Source organism: uncultured Campylobacter sp. (genome assembly GCF_938045345.1).
In the GTDB taxonomy this organism is placed as follows: Bacteria; Campylobacterota; Campylobacteria; order Campylobacterales; family Campylobacteraceae; genus Campylobacter_B.
On sequence record NZ_CALIMS010000049.1, the window covers coordinates 1 to 17886 of the forward strand.

Genomic DNA, 17886 nt, shown 5'->3' on the forward strand with positions numbered 1-17886 from the left:
TCGCGTTTATTGCGTATTGCGGTAAAGATATAAGTAATAACGGCGATCAGTAATAGCGCCATACAGGACAGCAAATATTCGTATGTATCTATATATCCGAAGTCTATAATATCTCGAATAAGAAGTAGCGGCAGACCTGATGTCGGAAGAATTATAAAAAGCCGCGCATAAACAAAAAACTTTTCATAATTTTTGATGATTATCGGATCTTTGTCGTAGTTCCTAGCGTTAGAATTTTTAAATAAAGTAGCGCCAAGGGAATCTAAATTTTGAAATTTTCTATCGCGCTCTGCGTTTAAATTTAGATCGTCTGAATTTTTGTCGTTAGAATTTAAAGTTTTAGAATCTGTATTGTTTAAATCTGAGGTATCGAAATTTGAAGCATTTAAATTTGAGGTATCAGATTTTGAAGTATCAAAATTTAAGACATCAAAATTTTGAGCGTCAGAATTTTCTTGCGATCCTTGCTCTAAATTTTGACGTCGTTCGTTTAGAATTTTCTTTAGCTCTTCGAGCTTTGCTTCGTTCATCCTTATCCCTCGCCTGCGATCTTAAGCGATCATATTTTACTTCTTTATACCTTGGGATAGTATTAAATTTAAGGCTACTTTGCTTGCCAGACTCAAGCATTTTTGAAATTTATTTGTTGAGTAAAATTTAGTGAGATAAAGAGATAAATTTAAGCGGGAAGATCCCGCTTAAATTTTATTTGCCGCAGCCGCATTTGCCCTGAGCGGCAAGCTTACGGCGGACATAGGCGATTTTGCTTTGAAGCGGAAGATGCTTAGGGCAGTGGTCTTCGCAGCCTAGCAGCGTCATACAGCCGAATACTCCGTCATCATCGCCGATGAGCTCGTAAAAATCCGCGTCGCTGCGTTTATCCAACGCATCGATCTGAAAACGTGCCACGCGGTTGATGCCGACGGCGCCGATGTAGTCTTTTCGCATTATTGCTACGCCACATGCAGCTACGCAGATACCGCACTCGATGCAGCGATCCAGCTCGAAAACCTCCTGCGCGACCTCCGGCTCGACCTTCTCCTCAAGCTTTGAGATGTCGGTTTCGTGATCGGTGTGGATCCAACTCTCTACGCGTTTGCTCATCGCGTTCATCCAGTTGCCCGTATCAACGCTGAGGTCTTTTAGCAACTTAAAAAATGGAAGCGGCATAAGCTCGATCACGCCGTCCGGATAATCCTTAGTAAGCGTGCGGCACGCAAGCTGCGGCTTGCCGTTTACGAGCATACCGCAACTACCACAGATACCCGCGCGACAAACGAAGTCGAAGCTTAGCTCGGGATCAAATCTCTCACGAATCACGTTAAGCGCAATAAACAGCGTCATTCCGTCGGTCTCTTCGATCTCGTAAGTAGCGAAGTGCGGCTTTGAAATTTTGCTTAGCGGATTATACTTAAATGCCTTTATTGTTATTTTTCTACTCATATCCTATACCTGCTCTTTCGTTAGGTGCTTTGTATTTTGGCTGCAATTCATAATGCATCAATGCCTCTTGAATTTCATATCTGCCTTTGCCCTCGGCTTGCATTTTCTCGCGAATTTCATCGACCTCTTTTTGGCGCACGGCGCTGTCCGGATGCTCGATGATATTGCCTTTGGCGCCGTATCCGCGGAATGCAGGCGGCATCTCCATCTTCATAATATCAAGCGGCTCGTAGCTTAGAGTAGGCATAGTGTCGCCCTCTTTCCAGTTTGCAAGCGTTCGTTTTAGCCAGTTTAGATCGTCGCGTTTCGGATAGTCCTCGCGGAAGTGTGCGCCGCGGCTTTCGGTGCGATCAAGCGCACCCTTGGCGATACAAAGCGCAAGCTTTAGCATCTTCGGTACGCGGTAAGCCTCCTCGAGCTCTGGGTTTCCGAAAAGCTCTTTATTGCTTACTTTGACGTCCAAAGATTGCTTATAAAGCTCCTCGAGCTCTTTTACGGCTTTGGCTAATCCCTCGCCGGTACGGAAGATCGCGCAGTGCTCCCACATCACATCTTTCATCTTGTTTTTTATCTCGAATACGTTAAATTTACCCTCTTTTTCAAGCAGGCTTTTAATGTAATTTTTCTCTTTATCTACGAATTTTTCGATATCATGTGTATTGATATCGACGTCGTGTCCTTGACAATATTCCGCAAAATACTCGCCCACGATCATTCCTGCGACGACGGTTTCGGCGACGGAATTTCCGCCTAAGCGATTAAAGCCGTGCATATCCCAGCACGCAGCCTCACCAGCGCTGAATAGTCCCGCCAAAGTCGGACTCTCGCCCGTAGCTTTTGTTTTGATGCCGCCCATTGAGTAGTGCTGCATAGGAAGGATCGGAGCCCAGCCCTTGCCGCGCTTCCTGCCCTGCTCGTCGGTTATTACCTCGGTGTCGGCAGGATCGATGCCGTTGAAAATTTCGCAAATTTCTTGCACGTCGCGTAAATTTTTCTCGATATGCTCGCGTCCGAGGATCGAGATATCAAGCCAAACGTGCTCGCCGTAAGGGCTTTTGACGCCCTTGCCTTTTCTTATATGCTCCATTATGCGACGGCTTACGACGTCGCGGCTAGCAAGCTCCTTTTTCTCCGGCTCATAATCCGGCATAAAGCGATAGCCGTCCACATCGCGTAAAATTCCGCCGTCGCCGCGGCAACCCTCAGTAAGTAAAATTCCGCTCGGAACGATAGGGGTCGGGTGAAATTGCACCGCTTCCATATTTCCAAGCTGCGCGACGCCCGTCTCAAGCGCAATAGCTGCGCCGATGCCCTCGCAAACGACGGCGTTTGTGGTGTGTTTATACACTCTACCGTAGCCGCCGGTAGCGATCAACGTACCTTTTGATACGTATGCGCTAATTTCGCCGGTAACCAAATCACGCACGATTGCGCCATAGCAGCGGTTATTTGCGTGAATTAGCGCGATCGCTTCCTTGCGATCGTGGATATCGACGTTATGTTTTAGCGCTTCGTTTGCAACGGCAAAAAGCATCGTATGTCCCGTAGCATCGGCGGTATAGCAGGTTCGCCATTTTTTCGTACCGCCAAAGTCGCGGCTATGGATAAGTCCGTGAACCTCATCTTTTTCGGTGATCGTGGTTTTTTGAGCATTGATAATAGCGCTTCGCTCGCCTCTAGTAATTCTAGTCCAAGGAACGCCCCAGCCCGCAAGCTCGCGGATCGCCTTAGGCGCCGTTTGCGCAAACATCCTAGCGACATCCTGATCGCAGCCCCAGTCGCTTCCTTTTACCGTATCGGCAAAGTGCACGTCCTCGTTATCGCCCTCGCTCATTTTGGAATTTCCCAGAGACGCTTGCATGCCACCTTGAGCTGCCGCAGAGTGCGAGCGCTTAACGGGGATCAGACTCAAAACGATGGTGCTAAGCCCCTTCTCGCCGGTAGCGATCGCAGCTCTTAAGCCCGCCAAACCGCCGCCAATAACTAAAGAATCGCAATATATTACATTCATCCTAAGCTCCCTATTCTAAACTTAACCATTTGAAATCGGCGATTATCGAAAGCAAGAAAAATGCGCCCCAAACGATAAAAACCGCTTTTTTAATAAAGGCTCTTTTCCTTTGAATTTCAGCCTTTGTGCCGTCTATGCTGATCCATTTCATATAAAGTCTATAAATTCCAATACTAGCGTGAGTTACTACGAAAATCAATAAAACAAAATAAAATAGATGAAGCTGTCCGAATCGCGCGATAGCAAGATCTGCAGTAATTTTCGGACCGAATACGATCATTAAAATATGAGCCGCCGCAAAGAAGAATAGGAAAAATCCCGTCCAAAACTGAAACCACCAAAGCGTTGTATCGCAATGCTTCATTCGCATTTTGTGCGCTTTAAACGCCCTATAAGCGGCGTAATTAGCTGGAAATTTTCTCATCGCCAAAAACGCGTGAACTACGAAAATCACAAAAATTACAAAAGCGACGATGTTTGTAACGAAATAAATTCCGCCCGGTTCGGCAAAATGTACGACGCCCTCAAACGCGCCCTTACCGATCAAAATCGTGCCGGTAAATATCATATGACACAGCATAAAACAGGCCAAAATCAGCCCGCTGATGCTTTGCGCCACATCTTGCAAAGCCATAATACGGCTTTTTTTGCCGTCTATGGATCTGCCCGTAAAGCCTTCAATGCGACCTAGCATAGGTTCTCCTTAAAAAAGATGATTATAAATCCCCGCTAAACGAAAATTTACATTTTTGTAAAAAGATTATATTACTTTTTAACTTTAGATTAATTTAATTTCTGCAAATTAGTTTTTTCTTCAAAGACTGCTTTAAGAAAACTGCTATCAAAAACATTACTAAAGATAAAATTTGCCCCATCGATAAATTTAAAAATACAAAGCCAAGCCCATCGTCCGGCTGCCTAAAAAATTCCACGAAAAATCTAAACGCCGTGTATAGCATCGCATACAGACATATCAACTCGCCGTTAAATTTCTTAAATTTACGGTAGAAAAATAAAATCACGAAAATTACCAGCCCTTCCAAAACCGCTTCGTAAAGTTGGCTTGGGTGACGCAACGTGCCGCCCACCAAGATCCCCCACGGCTCGGTTGTTTCGCGCCCGAAAAGCTCCTGATTTAAAAAATTCCCCACGCGCCCGAAAAAATATCCAAGCGGCACGCTAAGTGCCACGAGATCGAGCAGCGCCCACATATCGGTTTTAAATTTTTTGCAAAACCAAACCGTTGCGATCACGAATCCGACGACCGCGCCGTGATAGCTCATACCGCGGATACCCACGAACTCGCCGTTATGAAATGGGTTAAAAATTTGCCACGGATGGCTGAAATACCACGCCGCCTCGCCCGAATAGATCGCGATGTATCCAAGCCGCGCGCCCAAAATGACGCCCACTTCGACCCAGATAAAGTAGCGATCTAGCATCTTATCGCTGAAGTCAAGGCCGTCTTTTCGCACGAAATATTTGGCGATAAATAGCGCCGTAAGCAGCGCCAAAACATACATAATGCCGTACCAGTGCACGTTTATACCAAACGCGCTGAATGCCACGGGGTCAAAGTGGGCGTAAATTTCGTTCCAGTAATTCAAATTTTTCCTTTGTTTTAAATTTTAAAATTTAACGGCACGCATCGGACGCTGCGTGACGCGCGCTCGGTAAAAGACGCAGGGCGCGCAGGTGCAAGTGCATAGACCTTGCTTCTGCGCCAGGTCGCACACGCAAAGCACGAAAGACGCGCTGTGCCGAGCGACGACATCGAACGATATACAGGGCACCTCACGTAAAATTTCAAATGGCGGTGTCTTGTGTGGCATGCAAAGCTACGCACGGATTACCGAAGCACAGCACCGTGACACAGACGCGATGCGCACAGTGTCTCGATACCGACAGCACACGGCAAAGGCTGGATGATGTGCATAACGCGACCAAAGCGCCGAATGCCGCGCAGAATTCAAAACGACGCGCGCGATATGACAAGCCGACGCACAAAACAGCAAGGCAGCCACTTTACATCCGCGCAGATAAAATTCACCTGCCTCGCTTAGCAGCTTGTCGCGCCCGCAGGAGCTTGTACCGACTACAGCGCAAGAAATCCCGAAAGCAAGCTCCAGACTTATCTCTACATAACGCTTTTCTGTGCCGAACGCGCAAAAACACCGAGCGAGCGCTCTAAATTTTAAATTCCAAGTCCTAGCGTCTCTTTAACCACGCGGCAAAAATCCGCCAAAAACCACCCGAGCGCCTTGTAGTAGCTGCTTTTAGCGTTTATCTGCACGTGCGTAGCAAGCGCGGAAAAGCTAGGAATGATAAATTGCGCCAGATATAGCGTCAAAATTTTATGCGATTTCGCGTCCGTGTTTTGCTTAAAGATCATGGCAAGAAGTGCTAGCATATTGGCCGCGTGAGCGCTTTTAAGCTCCGTAAAAGGCTTTTTGAAGCGGCATTTTTCATAAAACATCTCCACTTCGCTTTCGCTTATGAGCTTGAAAAAATCCATCTCAAACGCCCCTTTTAGCGCCTCAAAATCGCGCCCTAGCGCCGCGTAGTCCTCGCTCTGAATCTTTTGCCAAAGTTCATGGCCGTTTTTGTTCTCGATATTTTTATTTACGATGATCCAGTTTTTGCCCAAGCTGCGCAACTTCTGCTCGTCTATCACGCCTTTGAAATTCGTCGCGAAGATTATGCAGATCACCGAGTATAGCTCGCCTAATTTCATCTTTTTCCTTTAAATTTAATCAAATTTCGCTCGCTTTTTTTAGCTTTTCGATGCCGAATTTTTCCCAAATTCTGCTTAAAGATCGATCCAGGCTCTGCTGCTTTTTATCAATCTCGCCAAAGAGCAGCGAGCCGCCCGATCTGCCGCCGAAATTTGAAAGATTTAGCGCTACGTGGATTATCTGCGCGCCTTTTTTCACGTCGCAGAGCTCAAACAGCTCAAGCGCGGTCTCGCTCAGCAAGCTTAGACTAAACGCCCTATCCTGGCTGATCTGATGCGAAAACTCCTCGCGCGATTTGTAGCGGATCTTTAGATCATACGTCGCGGGCTTTAGGCCCCTTGCGAGCACTTCGCCCGCCAAATGTCGCGCCAAAATTAAAATTTTGCGCCGCAGCTCGTCGCGATCGGCGCACGGCGCGAAGCTGCGCCCAAAGCCGATACTCTTGCGCTCGCGCTTTGAGACGACCTCGCCCTCATCCTCGCCGCTAAGGGCTGCAAAAATTTTCCTGCCGTTTGCGCCCATCTTTTCAAAAATTTCTCTGTGCCCTAGCGCGTCGCCGAAGGTTACGATACCGTATTTGCCGAGCGTTTTTTGCGCCGCTTTGCCGATGCCAAAAAATTTCGCTACCGGCACGGCGGATAGCTCGCGCGCGATTTGCGATTTTAAAATTTGCCGCACGCCGAAGGGCTTGGCAAGGCTGGTGGCGAGCTTTGCGATAAGTTTTGCTTCGCTAAGGCCTACGCTGCACGGAAGGCTAAAGCGGCGCATAATCTCGCTTTGCAAAAACACGGCAAAGCTCAGCGCGTCCGCATCGTATGCCGTACCGCGTAAATTTAGAAAAAACTCGTCGATGCTAAATTTTTCGATCTCGGGCGTAAAGTTTAGTAAAAACTCATAAATTTCGCGTGAAGCTTTTCGGTACTCGCCGTGCCGCGCGCGCACCAAAATCAGCTGCGGACAGAGTCCGAGCGCGATTTTAACGGGCTGCGCCGAGTGCACGCCGCAGGCTCTGGCCTCGTAGCTCGCGCTTAAAATCACACTACCAAGCTCGCTCTTTCCGCCGAAAATCTCCTCGTCGCCGCCTCCGACGACCGCGATCTTTTTGCCCGCAAGCGTGGGATCGGCAAGCCTCGCTACAGAGACGAAGAAGCTGTCCAAATCGATGTGAGCTATCAAACTATGTCGATCCCGAAACCGCTAAGCCCCGCATAGTCTTTCGGCTCGCTCTTGCTTAGAATTTTGATTTTTTTCACGCCCAGATGCGCTAAAATTTGCGCTCCGATGCCGAAGCTCTTAAAATCGGCGCGATTTTGCGCGGATTTTAGCATCAAAAGCACGCCGCCCTCTTTGCGCAAAACGTCCAGATCGCGCATGAAATCGTTAAATTTCATATCGCTTAAAAACTCCAGATCGCTTGAAATTTTATGAAATTTCACGTTCGTCTGCGCGCTCTTTTCCAGCTCGCCGAAAATATATGCGCGGTGCTCGTTGCCCTCGTGATCGCTCACGTCGTAAAATTTCGCCGCCTCGCCGCACAGCAGAGCGCTTTTTGGCTCGCTAAATTTAACCAGAGTTTCGTGTTTTAGGCGGTACTGCACGATCTGCGCGACCGAGATCATATTGATGCCGTGCTGCGCGCAGAATTTTTCCAGATCGTCCCTGCGCGCCATATCGCCGTCGTCTTTGACGATCTCGCAGATCACGGCGCTTTGCGAAAGCCCAGCCAAGCGGCACAGATCCGTAGAGCCCTCGGTGTGCCCCGTGCGAGCGAGCACGCCGCCGCTTTTGGCGATGAGCGGGAAGATATGCCCAGGGCGGACGAAATCATCGGCGCGAGCGCCTACGCGCGACATCAGCTCGATCGTCATATTACGCTCATACGCGCTTACGCCCGTCTTGGCGTCCTTTGCGTCGATCGTGACGGTGAAGGCGGTCTCGTGGCTGGAGGTGTTTTTATCGACCATCAAATTTAAATCTAGCTGCTGCGCTATCTGCGGACTAAGCGCTACGCACAGCACCCCGCGAGCGTGCGTGATCGCAAAATTTACCTTCTCCGCACTGCTAAATGTGCTCGCAAACACCAAATCACCCTCGTTCTCGCGATCAACGTCATCGACCATAACGAGCATTTTGCCGTTTTTCAGATCCTCGATCGCTTGCTCTACGCTAACCATTATCTCTCCTTTAAATTTACGATATTATTTTGCCGTTTTTATTCACGATCGTTTCGCGACCGTCTAAATTGATCTTGACGTAGTCGTCGCTCAGAATTTTAATAACTTCTATCTCGTCGTAAAACATCGGCTTTACAATTTCATTATCCTCATTATCGAGCAGCCCCCATTTACCGTCTTTTTTAACTTTAATGTATCCTTCGCAATATTTGATTTCGTCATAATATCCGCACAAAGTATTGTCAAAATCCCAAGCAAGCTCGTATACACAAGACACTACCTCTGTGCCCGTTTTATCGATAAAGCCCCATTTGCCGTCCTTTTCAATCTTTGCTAAGCCTTCGCAAAAACTCCCGGTCCGATCATATATGCAAGGAATAACTTCTTTGCCCGTTTCATCGATATATCCCCAATAACCGTTCTTTTTAACGTCCGCCAAGCCTTCGCGAAAAACGCCAACGTCATCATATATACAAGGAACGATCTCTTTGCCGGTTTTATCGATAAAACCCCAATAGCCGCTTTTTTGAACTTCCGCCAGTCCTTCGTCAAAATTATAAGCATCATCATATATACAAGAAATCACCTCTTTACCCGTTTTATCGATAAAGCCGAATTTATCGTTCTTTCTAACGCATGCTAGGCCTTCGCTAAAATACGAAACGTCATCATAGATACAAGAAGCTATTTCCTTTCCCGTTTTATCGATAAAGCCCCATTTATCATTTTTTTTAACCCAAGCCGATACCATCTCGATCTTCCGAATTTAAATTTTAATCTCCGCGTAAGCCGCTTTTAGCTTCTCAAAAAGCGGGGCGAACGAAACGCCGTTTACGCGGACGTTTGCGATCGTCGTGATGAAATTCGTATCGCGCTGCCACCGTGGCACGAGATGATAGTGCACGTGCTCGGCGATACCAGCACCCGCGTCGGCGCCTAGGTTCATGCCGATATTTACGCCGTTTGCGCCCAGCGTGCGCTTTAATATCCCCACTCCGGCGCGCACGTATCGGCTTATCTCTGCCCACGCATCATCGCTAAGGCACTCGATATTATCGACGTGCTCGTAAGGTATCACCATAAACGCGCCTGGGCTGTAAGGGTAGAGGTTCATCACCCCGAAGCAGTGCTGCGCGCGAAAAAGCACGCCGTTGCGATCATCAAACGCCGCATCCGCCGCTGCGTCGCAGAAGGGACAGCCGCTTCTTTTTTCGGTAAAATACTCGCTTCGCCAAGGGGCGCAAAGATAATCCATCTCTTTTCCTTTCCGAAATTCCAAAATTCTATGGAATTTTAAAATTTGCGTTTCGCAAAATTCTATGAAATTTGGAATTTAAAACTTCTAAATTTCATAAAATTTTAAATTTACGCGTTTTGCGCTTGCTCGCACGATGCGGAGCTATGCACGCGACGGGACGGGACGCGCTTTGCAATCCCAGACTGCGCAAGGCGCCTCCTCTGCGCGATATATGTTTGCGGATCGAAGCCCGCGGCGGGCATTGGTGCGCATTTGGCGGACACTCATCGCGCGGCAAACATAGCGTCTATCCGCTCCGCAGCCGTTCGCACAGCGTGCGATAACAAGCTCGCGATGCCAAGGCGTAGCACGTACGCTTACGCGGCATGCGACGTTAAATCCACCAGTCTTTGCGCGGCGCATTATAACAAAACTTTGACGCACTCACAGGCACGGTACGCGGTGCCAAACCTGCGCCGCAATCACCATCGCAACACGCGGTAAAATTTAACGCGGCGCGGTCGCGGCGCAGCTGTAATACGGCTGCGGCTTAATCGCGTCGTATCGCAGGGTATCGCAGCCTTGCTAAGCCCCTACGCCGTCCGCTTTTACGATAGCTCGCTTTGCGCAGTTATCGTACGCGCAAGCTCCTCTGGACGGCTTGATCGCGAGTTACGATTAAATTTACGGCGCCATATATAATCGCCGAGACCGGGCTTGCGTAAGCGTACGACATACGGGGCATTACAACAGACGCGCAATCCTAAGCAGTCAAATTCCGCAAGCGCAAACCCGCCTGCGCGAAGCTATGCAAAGCGTAAATTTAAACCTCACTCCGTAGCCGCTCGCACGGCGCGCAATAACAAACTCGCGATGCCAACGCGCAGCGTAGATGCTTACGCCGCATGCGATATTAAATTGCGCCACGGCGCTAAATTTAAAGAGCCGTTAAATTTTAAAGTCCGCCGAATTTTAAAATTTACTGCCTTAAAATTTCGCTCCGTTCGCTAAATTTAACCGCTCGCTTCGGGTTTAAGCTTGCGCGATCAAACGAGCCAAATTTAAATTTTACCGCCAGTGCCGAGCTTTATCTCACGCAATGCCGCGCCGACGTCATTTTGGCGCATAAAATGCTCGCCGATCAAAAACGCATCGACGCCCGCCTCGTGCAAGCTTTTAAGCTGCTCGTGCGAGTGCAGACCGCTTTCGGCGACGATGATCTTGCCGTTTGGAATCAGCGGGATCAGCCGCTCGCTCAGGCTCGTATCGACCTCGAAAGTCTCTAAATTTCGATGGTTGATGCCGATAATACCCGCACCTGCGAAGATCGCCTTTTTCAGATCGTCCTTATCGTGGATCTCGCACAGCGCCTCAAGCCCCAGCCTGCGGGCAAACTCGAGCAGCTCTCTTAGCTCCTTGCGCTCAAGCGCTTTGGCGATCAGCAGTATAAAATCCGCGCCGTAAACCAGCGCTTCGAGAACCTGATAACGATCAACGATGAAATCCTTGCGCAAAATGGGCGTGCGAGTGTAGCGGCGGATCTGCGGGATGAACTCCAAATCGCCTCTGAAATAATGCGGCTCGGTAAGCACCGAAAAGGCGCTCGCACCTGCATTTTCGTACTCCACCGCAAGGCCTAGCGACTCAAAATCCTCACGGATGACCCCCTTGCTCGGGCTTGCCTTTTTAATCTCGGCGATGATGCGCAGCGGGTCCTTCTCATCGCTTCTAAGCGCGCTTATGACGCCCCTCGGCTCGTAGGGATTGGCGCTTAGCGAGCGGCCGAGTAGATCCTCGGGTAGCCTTTCTTTACGAAGCGCGAGATCCTCGCGAGTGCGCTTTAAAATTTCATCCAAAATCATCGCTACTGCTTTGGTGTCTGGATTTTAGAGCCGGTGGGCTCTTTCGACGTAGAATTTTGCTCTGGCATAAAATCCTGCCTCGATACGGAATTTTGTCTTGACGAGGCAGAATTCTGCGCGGCGGAATTTATAGGCGTCGCAAAATTTTCAGAAGCCGCGGAATTTGGTGTCTGGTTTTGAATCGCGGAATTTGCAGACCCGGCAGAATTTTGCGAAGCGGAGTCTTTTGGCGTTAAATCACGCGTTGCAGCGGAGCTCGAACGTGCGGAATCTAACACAGAGCTTTCGGGCGCCGTAGATTTTATGGAATTAGGCGAAGGAGTTTTTATTGCCGGGCTTTGCGGCGCCTGATCTTTCGGCACTGAGCCTTTTATCGTAGTGGGATTTTGCGATATGGAATTCTGCGGCGCTACGCCTGTACCTGCGGCGCACGCATCGATCGCCTCCAAATGCTCTTTGCCTTCGGGGGAATTAAAAAATTCTGCGTCTTTGATCTTAGCCATTTCATTTTTAGCCTTGTCGCACTCGCCAAGCTTGTAGTATCCCCAAGCAAGCGAGTCCAGATAATACGGCGAGTCGGGGTCTTTTTGCAGGGCGCGGCGGACGAGCTCGATGCCCTTGCGAACGTCCAAATCGTGATCTATTAAGATGTAGCCGTAGTAGTTTAGATGCACGGGGTCTTTAAGCTGCGGCGCGATATTTTCAAATTTCGCCACTACGCTAGATAGGGTCTTGGCGTCCACGTTTTTGCCCGCACTTTCATATTCGTAGATCGCTTCGATCGCCAAAAAGTCGTAATTTTTGGTTTTCATAAACTCATCGCGCGCCATTTTAATTGCGGTTTTATAGTCTTTCTTATGCGCGTAGGCATCGATTAGAAGCTCGCGCTTGTAGTCGTATTTTTTCAAAAGCTCGATTATTTTATCAAAGTCGTTTGAGTAGTAATAAATCGCTATCATATCGTCCAAGAATTTATTATCCCCTTTGGCTTCATACAGCGCTTCATCGATCTTAGCGACATCCAAATAGCGTTTATTCGCGCGATACACATCAGCTAGCAGCTCGCACGCCATACCCTGGGCGCAGCCGTAGATGCGCCTATGCGTCTCGATGATGCGGATCGCTCCGTCCGAATCATCGAGTTTATTTAGCAGCACGTCGCATAATCTGATGAGATTTTCGTCAGTTTTGTCTAGCTCATAGGCTTTTTCAAAGTAGGTTTTGGCTAAAGTAAAATTCTCCATCGCATAATATGTCGCCGCTAAGATCGCGTAACTACGCGAAACTGGATCTACGGTGACTAGCTTAAGAGCAGCAGTATTGGCATTTAGATTATCTTTAATGCCTAAGTAGTAGCCGATTTTTACTCGCAGATACTCAGAGTCTGAGCTTAGGCTCTTTTCGCCGAGCTTTAAATAGCGCGCCGTATTTTTACGATCTTTGATCGCAAAAGCAGTCTTTAGCGCCTCTAACAGATAAACGGACGAGCCCGTTTTATTGTATGCCTTTTCATATAAAAACATCGATGCAACGGGATCTTTATGCAGTAGCTCCAAAGCTGTAAGCAAATCGAAATTTAACTCGGCGTCCTCTTGCGCTCGCATCGCGTGATTTAGCTTTTCTTTGGTTATACTTTTAGCGCTTACACCGCGATTTATCAAGCTCTTTTTAATTGCATCTTTTGCACTGTTTTTTGTGCCAATGCTGGAATTCCGATCAGACGCCTTTTTATCCGTAACGGACTGCTTCGCTGCTGCAGCATTCGTCCCACTTTCCGCACTTAGATACTGCGGCGCTAAAATCATCGCCGCGATTAAAATTCCGCTTAAAACCTTACCCCGATACATTCTTCCTCCAATTCTTTAGTATGCGTTTTAAAATATTCCCAAAACGGAAAGCTGCGGCACTGCTTCGGACGCAGCTCGTAAATCCCGCAGTTGCGTTGCGATTCGTCAAAAAATACGCACGCCAGACCATCTTCAAAGGGCTTTTCTTTTACACTAAATTTAGCGCCTATCTTGTCCAAATACGTCCTTTTAAGCTCCGCGGGCGAAATTTCAAATTTTACCGCAAGTGCCGCGATCTCACTCTCATCTATCCAGATGTAGCCGCTCTCTCCCGTGCAGCACTTGCCGCCGCAGCGTTCGCACGCGCTTGCATCGAAGCTAAAGCCAAACTCACTCATAATCCACGCTCGTTAAATCCGCGCTTTTGTAGATCGCGTGGGCTTGTGCGGTGCGCTTTCCGTGCGCGCTAGCATAGATCGGAAGGACGATCTCACAGGGCGAGCGCGAGTTCTTACGAGCCTGCAAAAGCGCGAGTTTAGCGGGCTTTGAAATGTCAGGATAGACAAAACCAAGCCTCGTCAAATTTAGCCTAAACTCGCCCAAAAGCTCGCAAATTTTAGCTAGCTTGCCCGCCTCGTAGCAAAAAATAAGCGTACCGCCAGGCTTAAGATGAGCATTCGCAGATCGCACAAAATCCCGTAGGCTAAGGCTTACTGCGCTCTTACTAAGCGCCATGTGAGGCTCTTTGCTAAGCGAAATGCGCTCGCGATAAAATGGCGGATTTGAAACGATAAAGTCAAAACGCTTCTCGCTTTTAAACTCCGCGAAGTCCGCGTGCAAAATCTCGGCAGGCAGATCGTTTTGCAAAGAATTTAGCCTTAAGATTTCTAAATTTCGCTCTTGAATTTCTAGCAAGCTTAGATTGATGCTCTCAAAATCGCGTTTTAGCAAAAGCCCTAAAATTCCACATCCTGCGCCCACATCCAGCACGTCGCCGTATATCGCTCGCGGATTTAGAGCGCTTTTTAAACTACGCTCATCGCAAACTGCAAAGCCGCCGTCACGCAAGCACTCCGCAGTAAAATCCGCGCGCACCTTGGCGTCTTCAAATTTGCTCGCGAAATCTTTATCGTGCGTCTTTTGAGATTCTAAAGACTGCGCGATTTGCTCGTCACAAAATTTAAAATTTTCACCGCTTGCGATATCAGGCTTTAAAGCATGCCAGGCTTCGTCGTTTTGAAAATCGGAATTTTTACAGCGCTCGCTTTGAAATTTCTCCTGAAATTCCGCTTGAAATTTCATTTTAAATTCCGCCTTAAGTTCAGCGCAGCCCTTACTTCCAAAATCGCGATCATTCCCTACGCTATGGTTAGCGACATACGACTCTTCTTTGCTAAAAGCGCAATCCTCGGCGCAAAATTCCGCTTCGCCGCCTGCGAAATCCGAAGCGCAAAACTGCGCATTAAAGCCTCCATCTGTCGCGTCTTTAAATTCCGCGCCACAGCCCAGCGCCCAAGAGCCATTTTGCGATGCTGCGTCAGCTTTACGCACGCCTGAGCTTCTTATAAAATTCCACAAAAAAATCGTATCGCTAGTGTAGCGATAACCCTTTTTTGGCTGATAAAGCCTCATCTGCGGATATTTTTGATGATGGTATGAGCGTGATTTATCGCCACTACGATCGATCCGCCGCTTCTGCTGATGAGATCTCCGCCGACGTAAAGCCCACTAGTGGCGGTTTGAAGATTTTCATCCACGATCGGCACGCCGTTTTCATCGTAAGCGATGCCGCATTTTTTAAGAAAATCGATCGGGCTCGTGCCGCCGATCGCGTATATCACGCGGTCAAACACGAGCTCGGTGCCATTATCAAATTTTACCAGCACCTTGCCGTTTTCATTCTCAAGAGCCTCTATATCGATACCTAAGCGCAAGATGATGTTGCCGTATTTGGTCTCGCGCATTACGTCGCTTTCGTTCGTCTCGTTTAGGCGGGTAAATTTAGCCTTGCGATAGCAAAGCGTCACGACATTGGTTTTACATAGCGCTATAGCGTATTCCGCGGCTGAGTTACCACCTCCAACGACTAGAATTTTTTCATTGATCGTGCATTTATCAAGATTGAAATTTACGCGTTGCGTGATCGAAGGCGGAATTTTATAAGCGGGCTTATTGGGCTTGCCCATCCTACCAATTGCGACGATGACGTTGCGCGCGCGGTATCCAGCCAAGCTAGTCGTGATATAAAACTCATCTGCGTGCTTTTCGATCTTTTCGACCTCACTTTTGAAATTCGTATCGATTTCGTCGCTATCTAAGAGCTCGTCGAAATAATTTAGCACGCTCTCTTTCGTGCCGGTTTCAAACGAAATAGAGCCACGCGTCTCGCTGTCAAAGCCCTTATATTCTTTATCTACGCGCTTTTTATCTTTGTAAAACTGCCTAATCGTTTGAGAGTGGTTGTCGCCTTTTTCAAGCAGAAGCACGTGCGCGAGCCCGTTTCTTTTGGCTTCTACTACGGAAGCGATGCCGCAAGGACCGCCGCCGATCACCGCCAAGTCGTAAACGTCTATCATAAATTTCCTTTAATCTTTTAAATTTCATACGAAATTATAGTAAAAATTCCATTAAAATCAGTGGAATTTCCTAGCAATTTCGTAGCTTAAATTTAAAATTTTAACGCTTTAAGATGCTTGCTTGGCTAAATTTGAAAAGACATAATTTTCTCCGTTTAAATTTTAAATTTCACGGCGCCAATCCGTTTGTAAAAGCTCATGCGGCGGAGCAGTAGAAGCACAGCAAGAGAGGCAGATTTTAAAATTTCACTTTGCCAAGATAGAATTTCGCGAGCTAAGACAAAGCGGTAAGGGCGGTAAAATTTTAAAATTTCACCGCCCAGGCAGGGGTTTTTAGTAGAATCTTTAAGGCTAGTTAAAATTTAGTGTATACTTTATGCTAAAGTTAAATTCCATATCTTTCTCGACCTTTGGAAAGCTACCTTTGGTGCGCTCGACCGCGCTTAACGCGCCCTCATCAAGCGAATCGACATTCGAAGAAGACGTAACGCGAAGGCCCTTAACATCACCGCTTGCCGTATAGGTAAAGTGCACGCCTACGACGCCGATTTTACGCATACGTTGCGCATTTTTAGGGTAGTGCGACTGCGCGTAGCGCGAAATGATGGCGAAAATTTTCTTGCCGACATCGCTATTGTTAGGATCGCCACGGCTTGTTATAGCGTCGCTACCGCCACCTGCACTACTGGAGCCGCCGCCCCCGCCGCTACCCAGCGAAATAGGCTTTGTCGGGTCAAATTTAGCCGTTAAATTCCTATCGCTGCTTTGAACTTTATGCTCTTTTTTAGGCTTAGGTTTTTCGACCGGTTTTGGTTTTTCTACTGGCTTTGGCTTGGGCTTTTCGACCGGTTTGGGTTTTTCGACTACGGGCTCCGGTATCGGCTCGGGTTCAGGAATCGGCTCAGGCTCCGGTATCGGTTCCGGCTCCGGCGGAGTGGGCTCGGGCTCCGGTTCAGACTCGGACTGATCGGAAGGAGGCGGGATATTCGGCTCATCCGAGATATCGCCCTGCCTAGCCTCGTCCGTTATACTATCGATGGAAAAGGCTATCATATCGGGCATGCTAGGCGGCTTCGGCGCCGAGGATATAAATACGAAAACACCCACAGCGATGATGCAATGCAGCACCAAAGATACAATGAAACCTACTGCGCTATCTTTATTCATTGCTCTTTTTCGGTCACGATCGCAAATTTTTCATGGCCCGCCTTTTTTAGGACATCCATGATAGAAATGAAAGAGGAAAATTTCGAGTCTTTATCGTTTTTCAATACGACAAGATCGTTTTTATCGAGAGCGGCAATTTTTTTCTCAAGCTCATCCTCGCTTATTGCAATATCGTCTAGGTAAATTTTAGATTCGCTATCCACTTTAATGGTAACTTTTTTATCCTCTTGCGGGTTTTGCGAGCTTGAAGAAGATGGAAGATTTACCTTGATATGCCCCTGCGCAATGAAAGTCGAGACACTAAGCACGATCGCTAACAGCACCAGCATAATGTCAATGAACGGGACGATATTTAGCCCGTCTCGTCTAGGGATGCTCATCTTTCTACCTCATCGTAGCGGTTTAGAAGCACATCTACCTTGCGAACAAAGCCATTGTAGATGATAAGCGTAGGCACGGCGACTACTAGACCCGTAGCCGTAGCTTTAAGGGCAAGCGAGAGACCTTGCATGATAGCCTTGGTATCGATACCGCTTGCAGTACTCATATCAAAAAATGTGATCATAATGCCGATGACAGTACCTAAAAGACCGATGTACGGAGCATTTGAATAAACAATATAAAGCGTCGTTAAATTTTTTGTCAGAGCCTCTTCATATAGCGCCTTGCTTTTGTAATCGCTCGCCTTAACCTTCGAATAAAAAAGCAGCCTTTCGATAGTAAACCACACGACTAAAAAGCTCATAAATCCGAGGATCGCAAAGATAATGTAATCCACGTAATGCGCCAAAAATTCCATAATGCCCATAAGCTCTCCTTAAAAATTTTAAAAATTTTTATAAATTCAGCAAAGTGCCTTGCCAAAAAATGAGCGATTTTATCAAAAGTAGATTT

The 17886-nt window shown here is 47.7% G+C and carries 17 protein-coding genes and 1 pseudogene; all 18 read right to left on the minus strand.

The features are described from left to right. Positions 1-530 (minus strand): annotated as a pseudogene (locus Q0144_RS08365) (hypothetical protein); the annotation flags it as partial. A 175-nt stretch (positions 531-705) separates the two neighbouring features. Then, positions 706-1443 carry a fumarate reductase iron-sulfur subunit gene (locus Q0144_RS08370; RefSeq protein ID WP_297943309.1) on the minus strand — a complete coding sequence of 246 codons (738 nt, stop codon included), beginning with the start codon at positions 1441-1443 and terminating at the stop codon, positions 706-708. After that, positions 1436-3454: a fumarate reductase flavoprotein subunit gene (locus Q0144_RS08375; protein WP_298063269.1), complete on the minus strand. Its 2019-nt coding sequence runs from the start codon at positions 3452-3454 to the stop codon at positions 1436-1438. The genes Q0144_RS08370 and Q0144_RS08375 overlap by 8 nt, the downstream gene beginning before the upstream one ends. Positions 3455-3464: 10 nt before the next feature. After that, positions 3465-4148, minus strand: coding sequence for a fumarate reductase cytochrome b subunit (locus Q0144_RS08380; RefSeq protein ID WP_297950455.1), 684 nt, complete (start codon positions 4146-4148; stop codon positions 3465-3467). A gap of 94 nt (positions 4149-4242) precedes the next feature. Beyond that, entirely contained in the window at positions 4243-5061 is an 819-nt protein-coding gene (lgt, locus tag Q0144_RS08385) for a prolipoprotein diacylglyceryl transferase (protein ID WP_298063272.1), read from the minus strand. Between the two features lie 587 nt (positions 5062-5648). Beyond that, positions 5649-6188, minus strand: coding sequence for a hypothetical protein (locus Q0144_RS08390; RefSeq protein ID WP_298063276.1), 540 nt, complete (start codon positions 6186-6188; stop codon positions 5649-5651). Positions 6189-6207: 19 nt separating this feature from the next. Beyond that, positions 6208-7365 (minus strand): DNA polymerase IV, encoded by a 1158-nt coding sequence (locus Q0144_RS08395; RefSeq protein ID WP_298063278.1) that lies wholly within the window; start codon positions 7363-7365, stop codon positions 6208-6210. Further along, positions 7362-8363, minus strand: a complete 1002-nt coding sequence (locus tag Q0144_RS08400) for a bifunctional 3,4-dihydroxy-2-butanone 4-phosphate synthase/GTP cyclohydrolase II (protein ID WP_298063279.1) — start codon at positions 8361-8363, stop codon at positions 7362-7364. The genes Q0144_RS08395 and Q0144_RS08400 overlap by 4 nt, the downstream gene beginning before the upstream one ends. Before the next feature lie 16 nt (positions 8364-8379). Beyond that, positions 8380-9114 (minus strand): WG repeat-containing protein, encoded by a 735-nt coding sequence (locus Q0144_RS08405; RefSeq protein WP_298063280.1) that lies wholly within the window; start codon positions 9112-9114, stop codon positions 8380-8382. A 15-nt stretch (positions 9115-9129) separates the two neighbouring features. Then, positions 9130-9618, minus strand: a complete 489-nt coding sequence (locus Q0144_RS08410) for an HIT domain-containing protein (RefSeq protein WP_298063282.1) — start codon at positions 9616-9618, stop codon at positions 9130-9132. Between the two features lie 1043 nt (positions 9619-10661). Further along, a complete protein-coding gene (trpC, locus tag Q0144_RS08415) occupies positions 10662-11462 on the minus strand; it encodes an indole-3-glycerol phosphate synthase TrpC (RefSeq protein WP_298063285.1) in 801 nt (266 codons plus the stop codon). 2 nt (positions 11463-11464) lie between these two features. Beyond that, positions 11465-13309, minus strand: a complete 1845-nt coding sequence (locus tag Q0144_RS08420) for a hypothetical protein (RefSeq protein WP_298063288.1) — start codon at positions 13307-13309, stop codon at positions 11465-11467. Beyond that, positions 13288-13647, minus strand: a complete 360-nt coding sequence (locus tag Q0144_RS08425; RefSeq protein ID WP_298063290.1) for a YkgJ family cysteine cluster protein — start codon at positions 13645-13647, stop codon at positions 13288-13290. The genes Q0144_RS08420 and Q0144_RS08425 overlap by 22 nt, the downstream gene beginning before the upstream one ends. Next, the gene (locus tag Q0144_RS08430) at positions 13640-14881 is read right to left on the minus strand and encodes a methyltransferase (RefSeq protein ID WP_298063292.1); all 1242 of its coding nucleotides are present in this window, start codon (positions 14879-14881) and stop codon (positions 13640-13642) included. Before Q0144_RS08430 ends, Q0144_RS08425 begins: the two co-directional genes overlap by 8 nt. Next, the gene (locus Q0144_RS08435) at positions 14878-15825 is read right to left on the minus strand and encodes an NAD(P)-binding domain-containing protein (RefSeq protein ID WP_298063294.1); all 948 of its coding nucleotides are present in this window, start codon (positions 15823-15825) and stop codon (positions 14878-14880) included. The genes Q0144_RS08430 and Q0144_RS08435 overlap by 4 nt, the downstream gene beginning before the upstream one ends. 351 nt (positions 15826-16176) lie before the next feature. Next, the gene (locus Q0144_RS08440) at positions 16177-16992 is read right to left on the minus strand and encodes an energy transducer TonB (RefSeq protein WP_298063296.1); all 816 of its coding nucleotides are present in this window, start codon (positions 16990-16992) and stop codon (positions 16177-16179) included. Beyond that, positions 16989-17372: a TonB system transport protein ExbD gene (gene exbD / locus Q0144_RS08445; RefSeq protein ID WP_177389020.1), complete on the minus strand. Its 384-nt coding sequence runs from the start codon at positions 17370-17372 to the stop codon at positions 16989-16991. The genes Q0144_RS08440 and exbD overlap by 4 nt, the downstream gene beginning before the upstream one ends. Further along, a complete protein-coding gene (gene exbB, locus Q0144_RS08450) occupies positions 17369-17791 on the minus strand; it encodes a TonB-system energizer ExbB (protein WP_298063364.1) in 423 nt (140 codons plus the stop codon). Before exbB ends, exbD begins: the two co-directional genes overlap by 4 nt. Between the last annotated feature and the right edge of the window lie 95 nt (positions 17792-17886).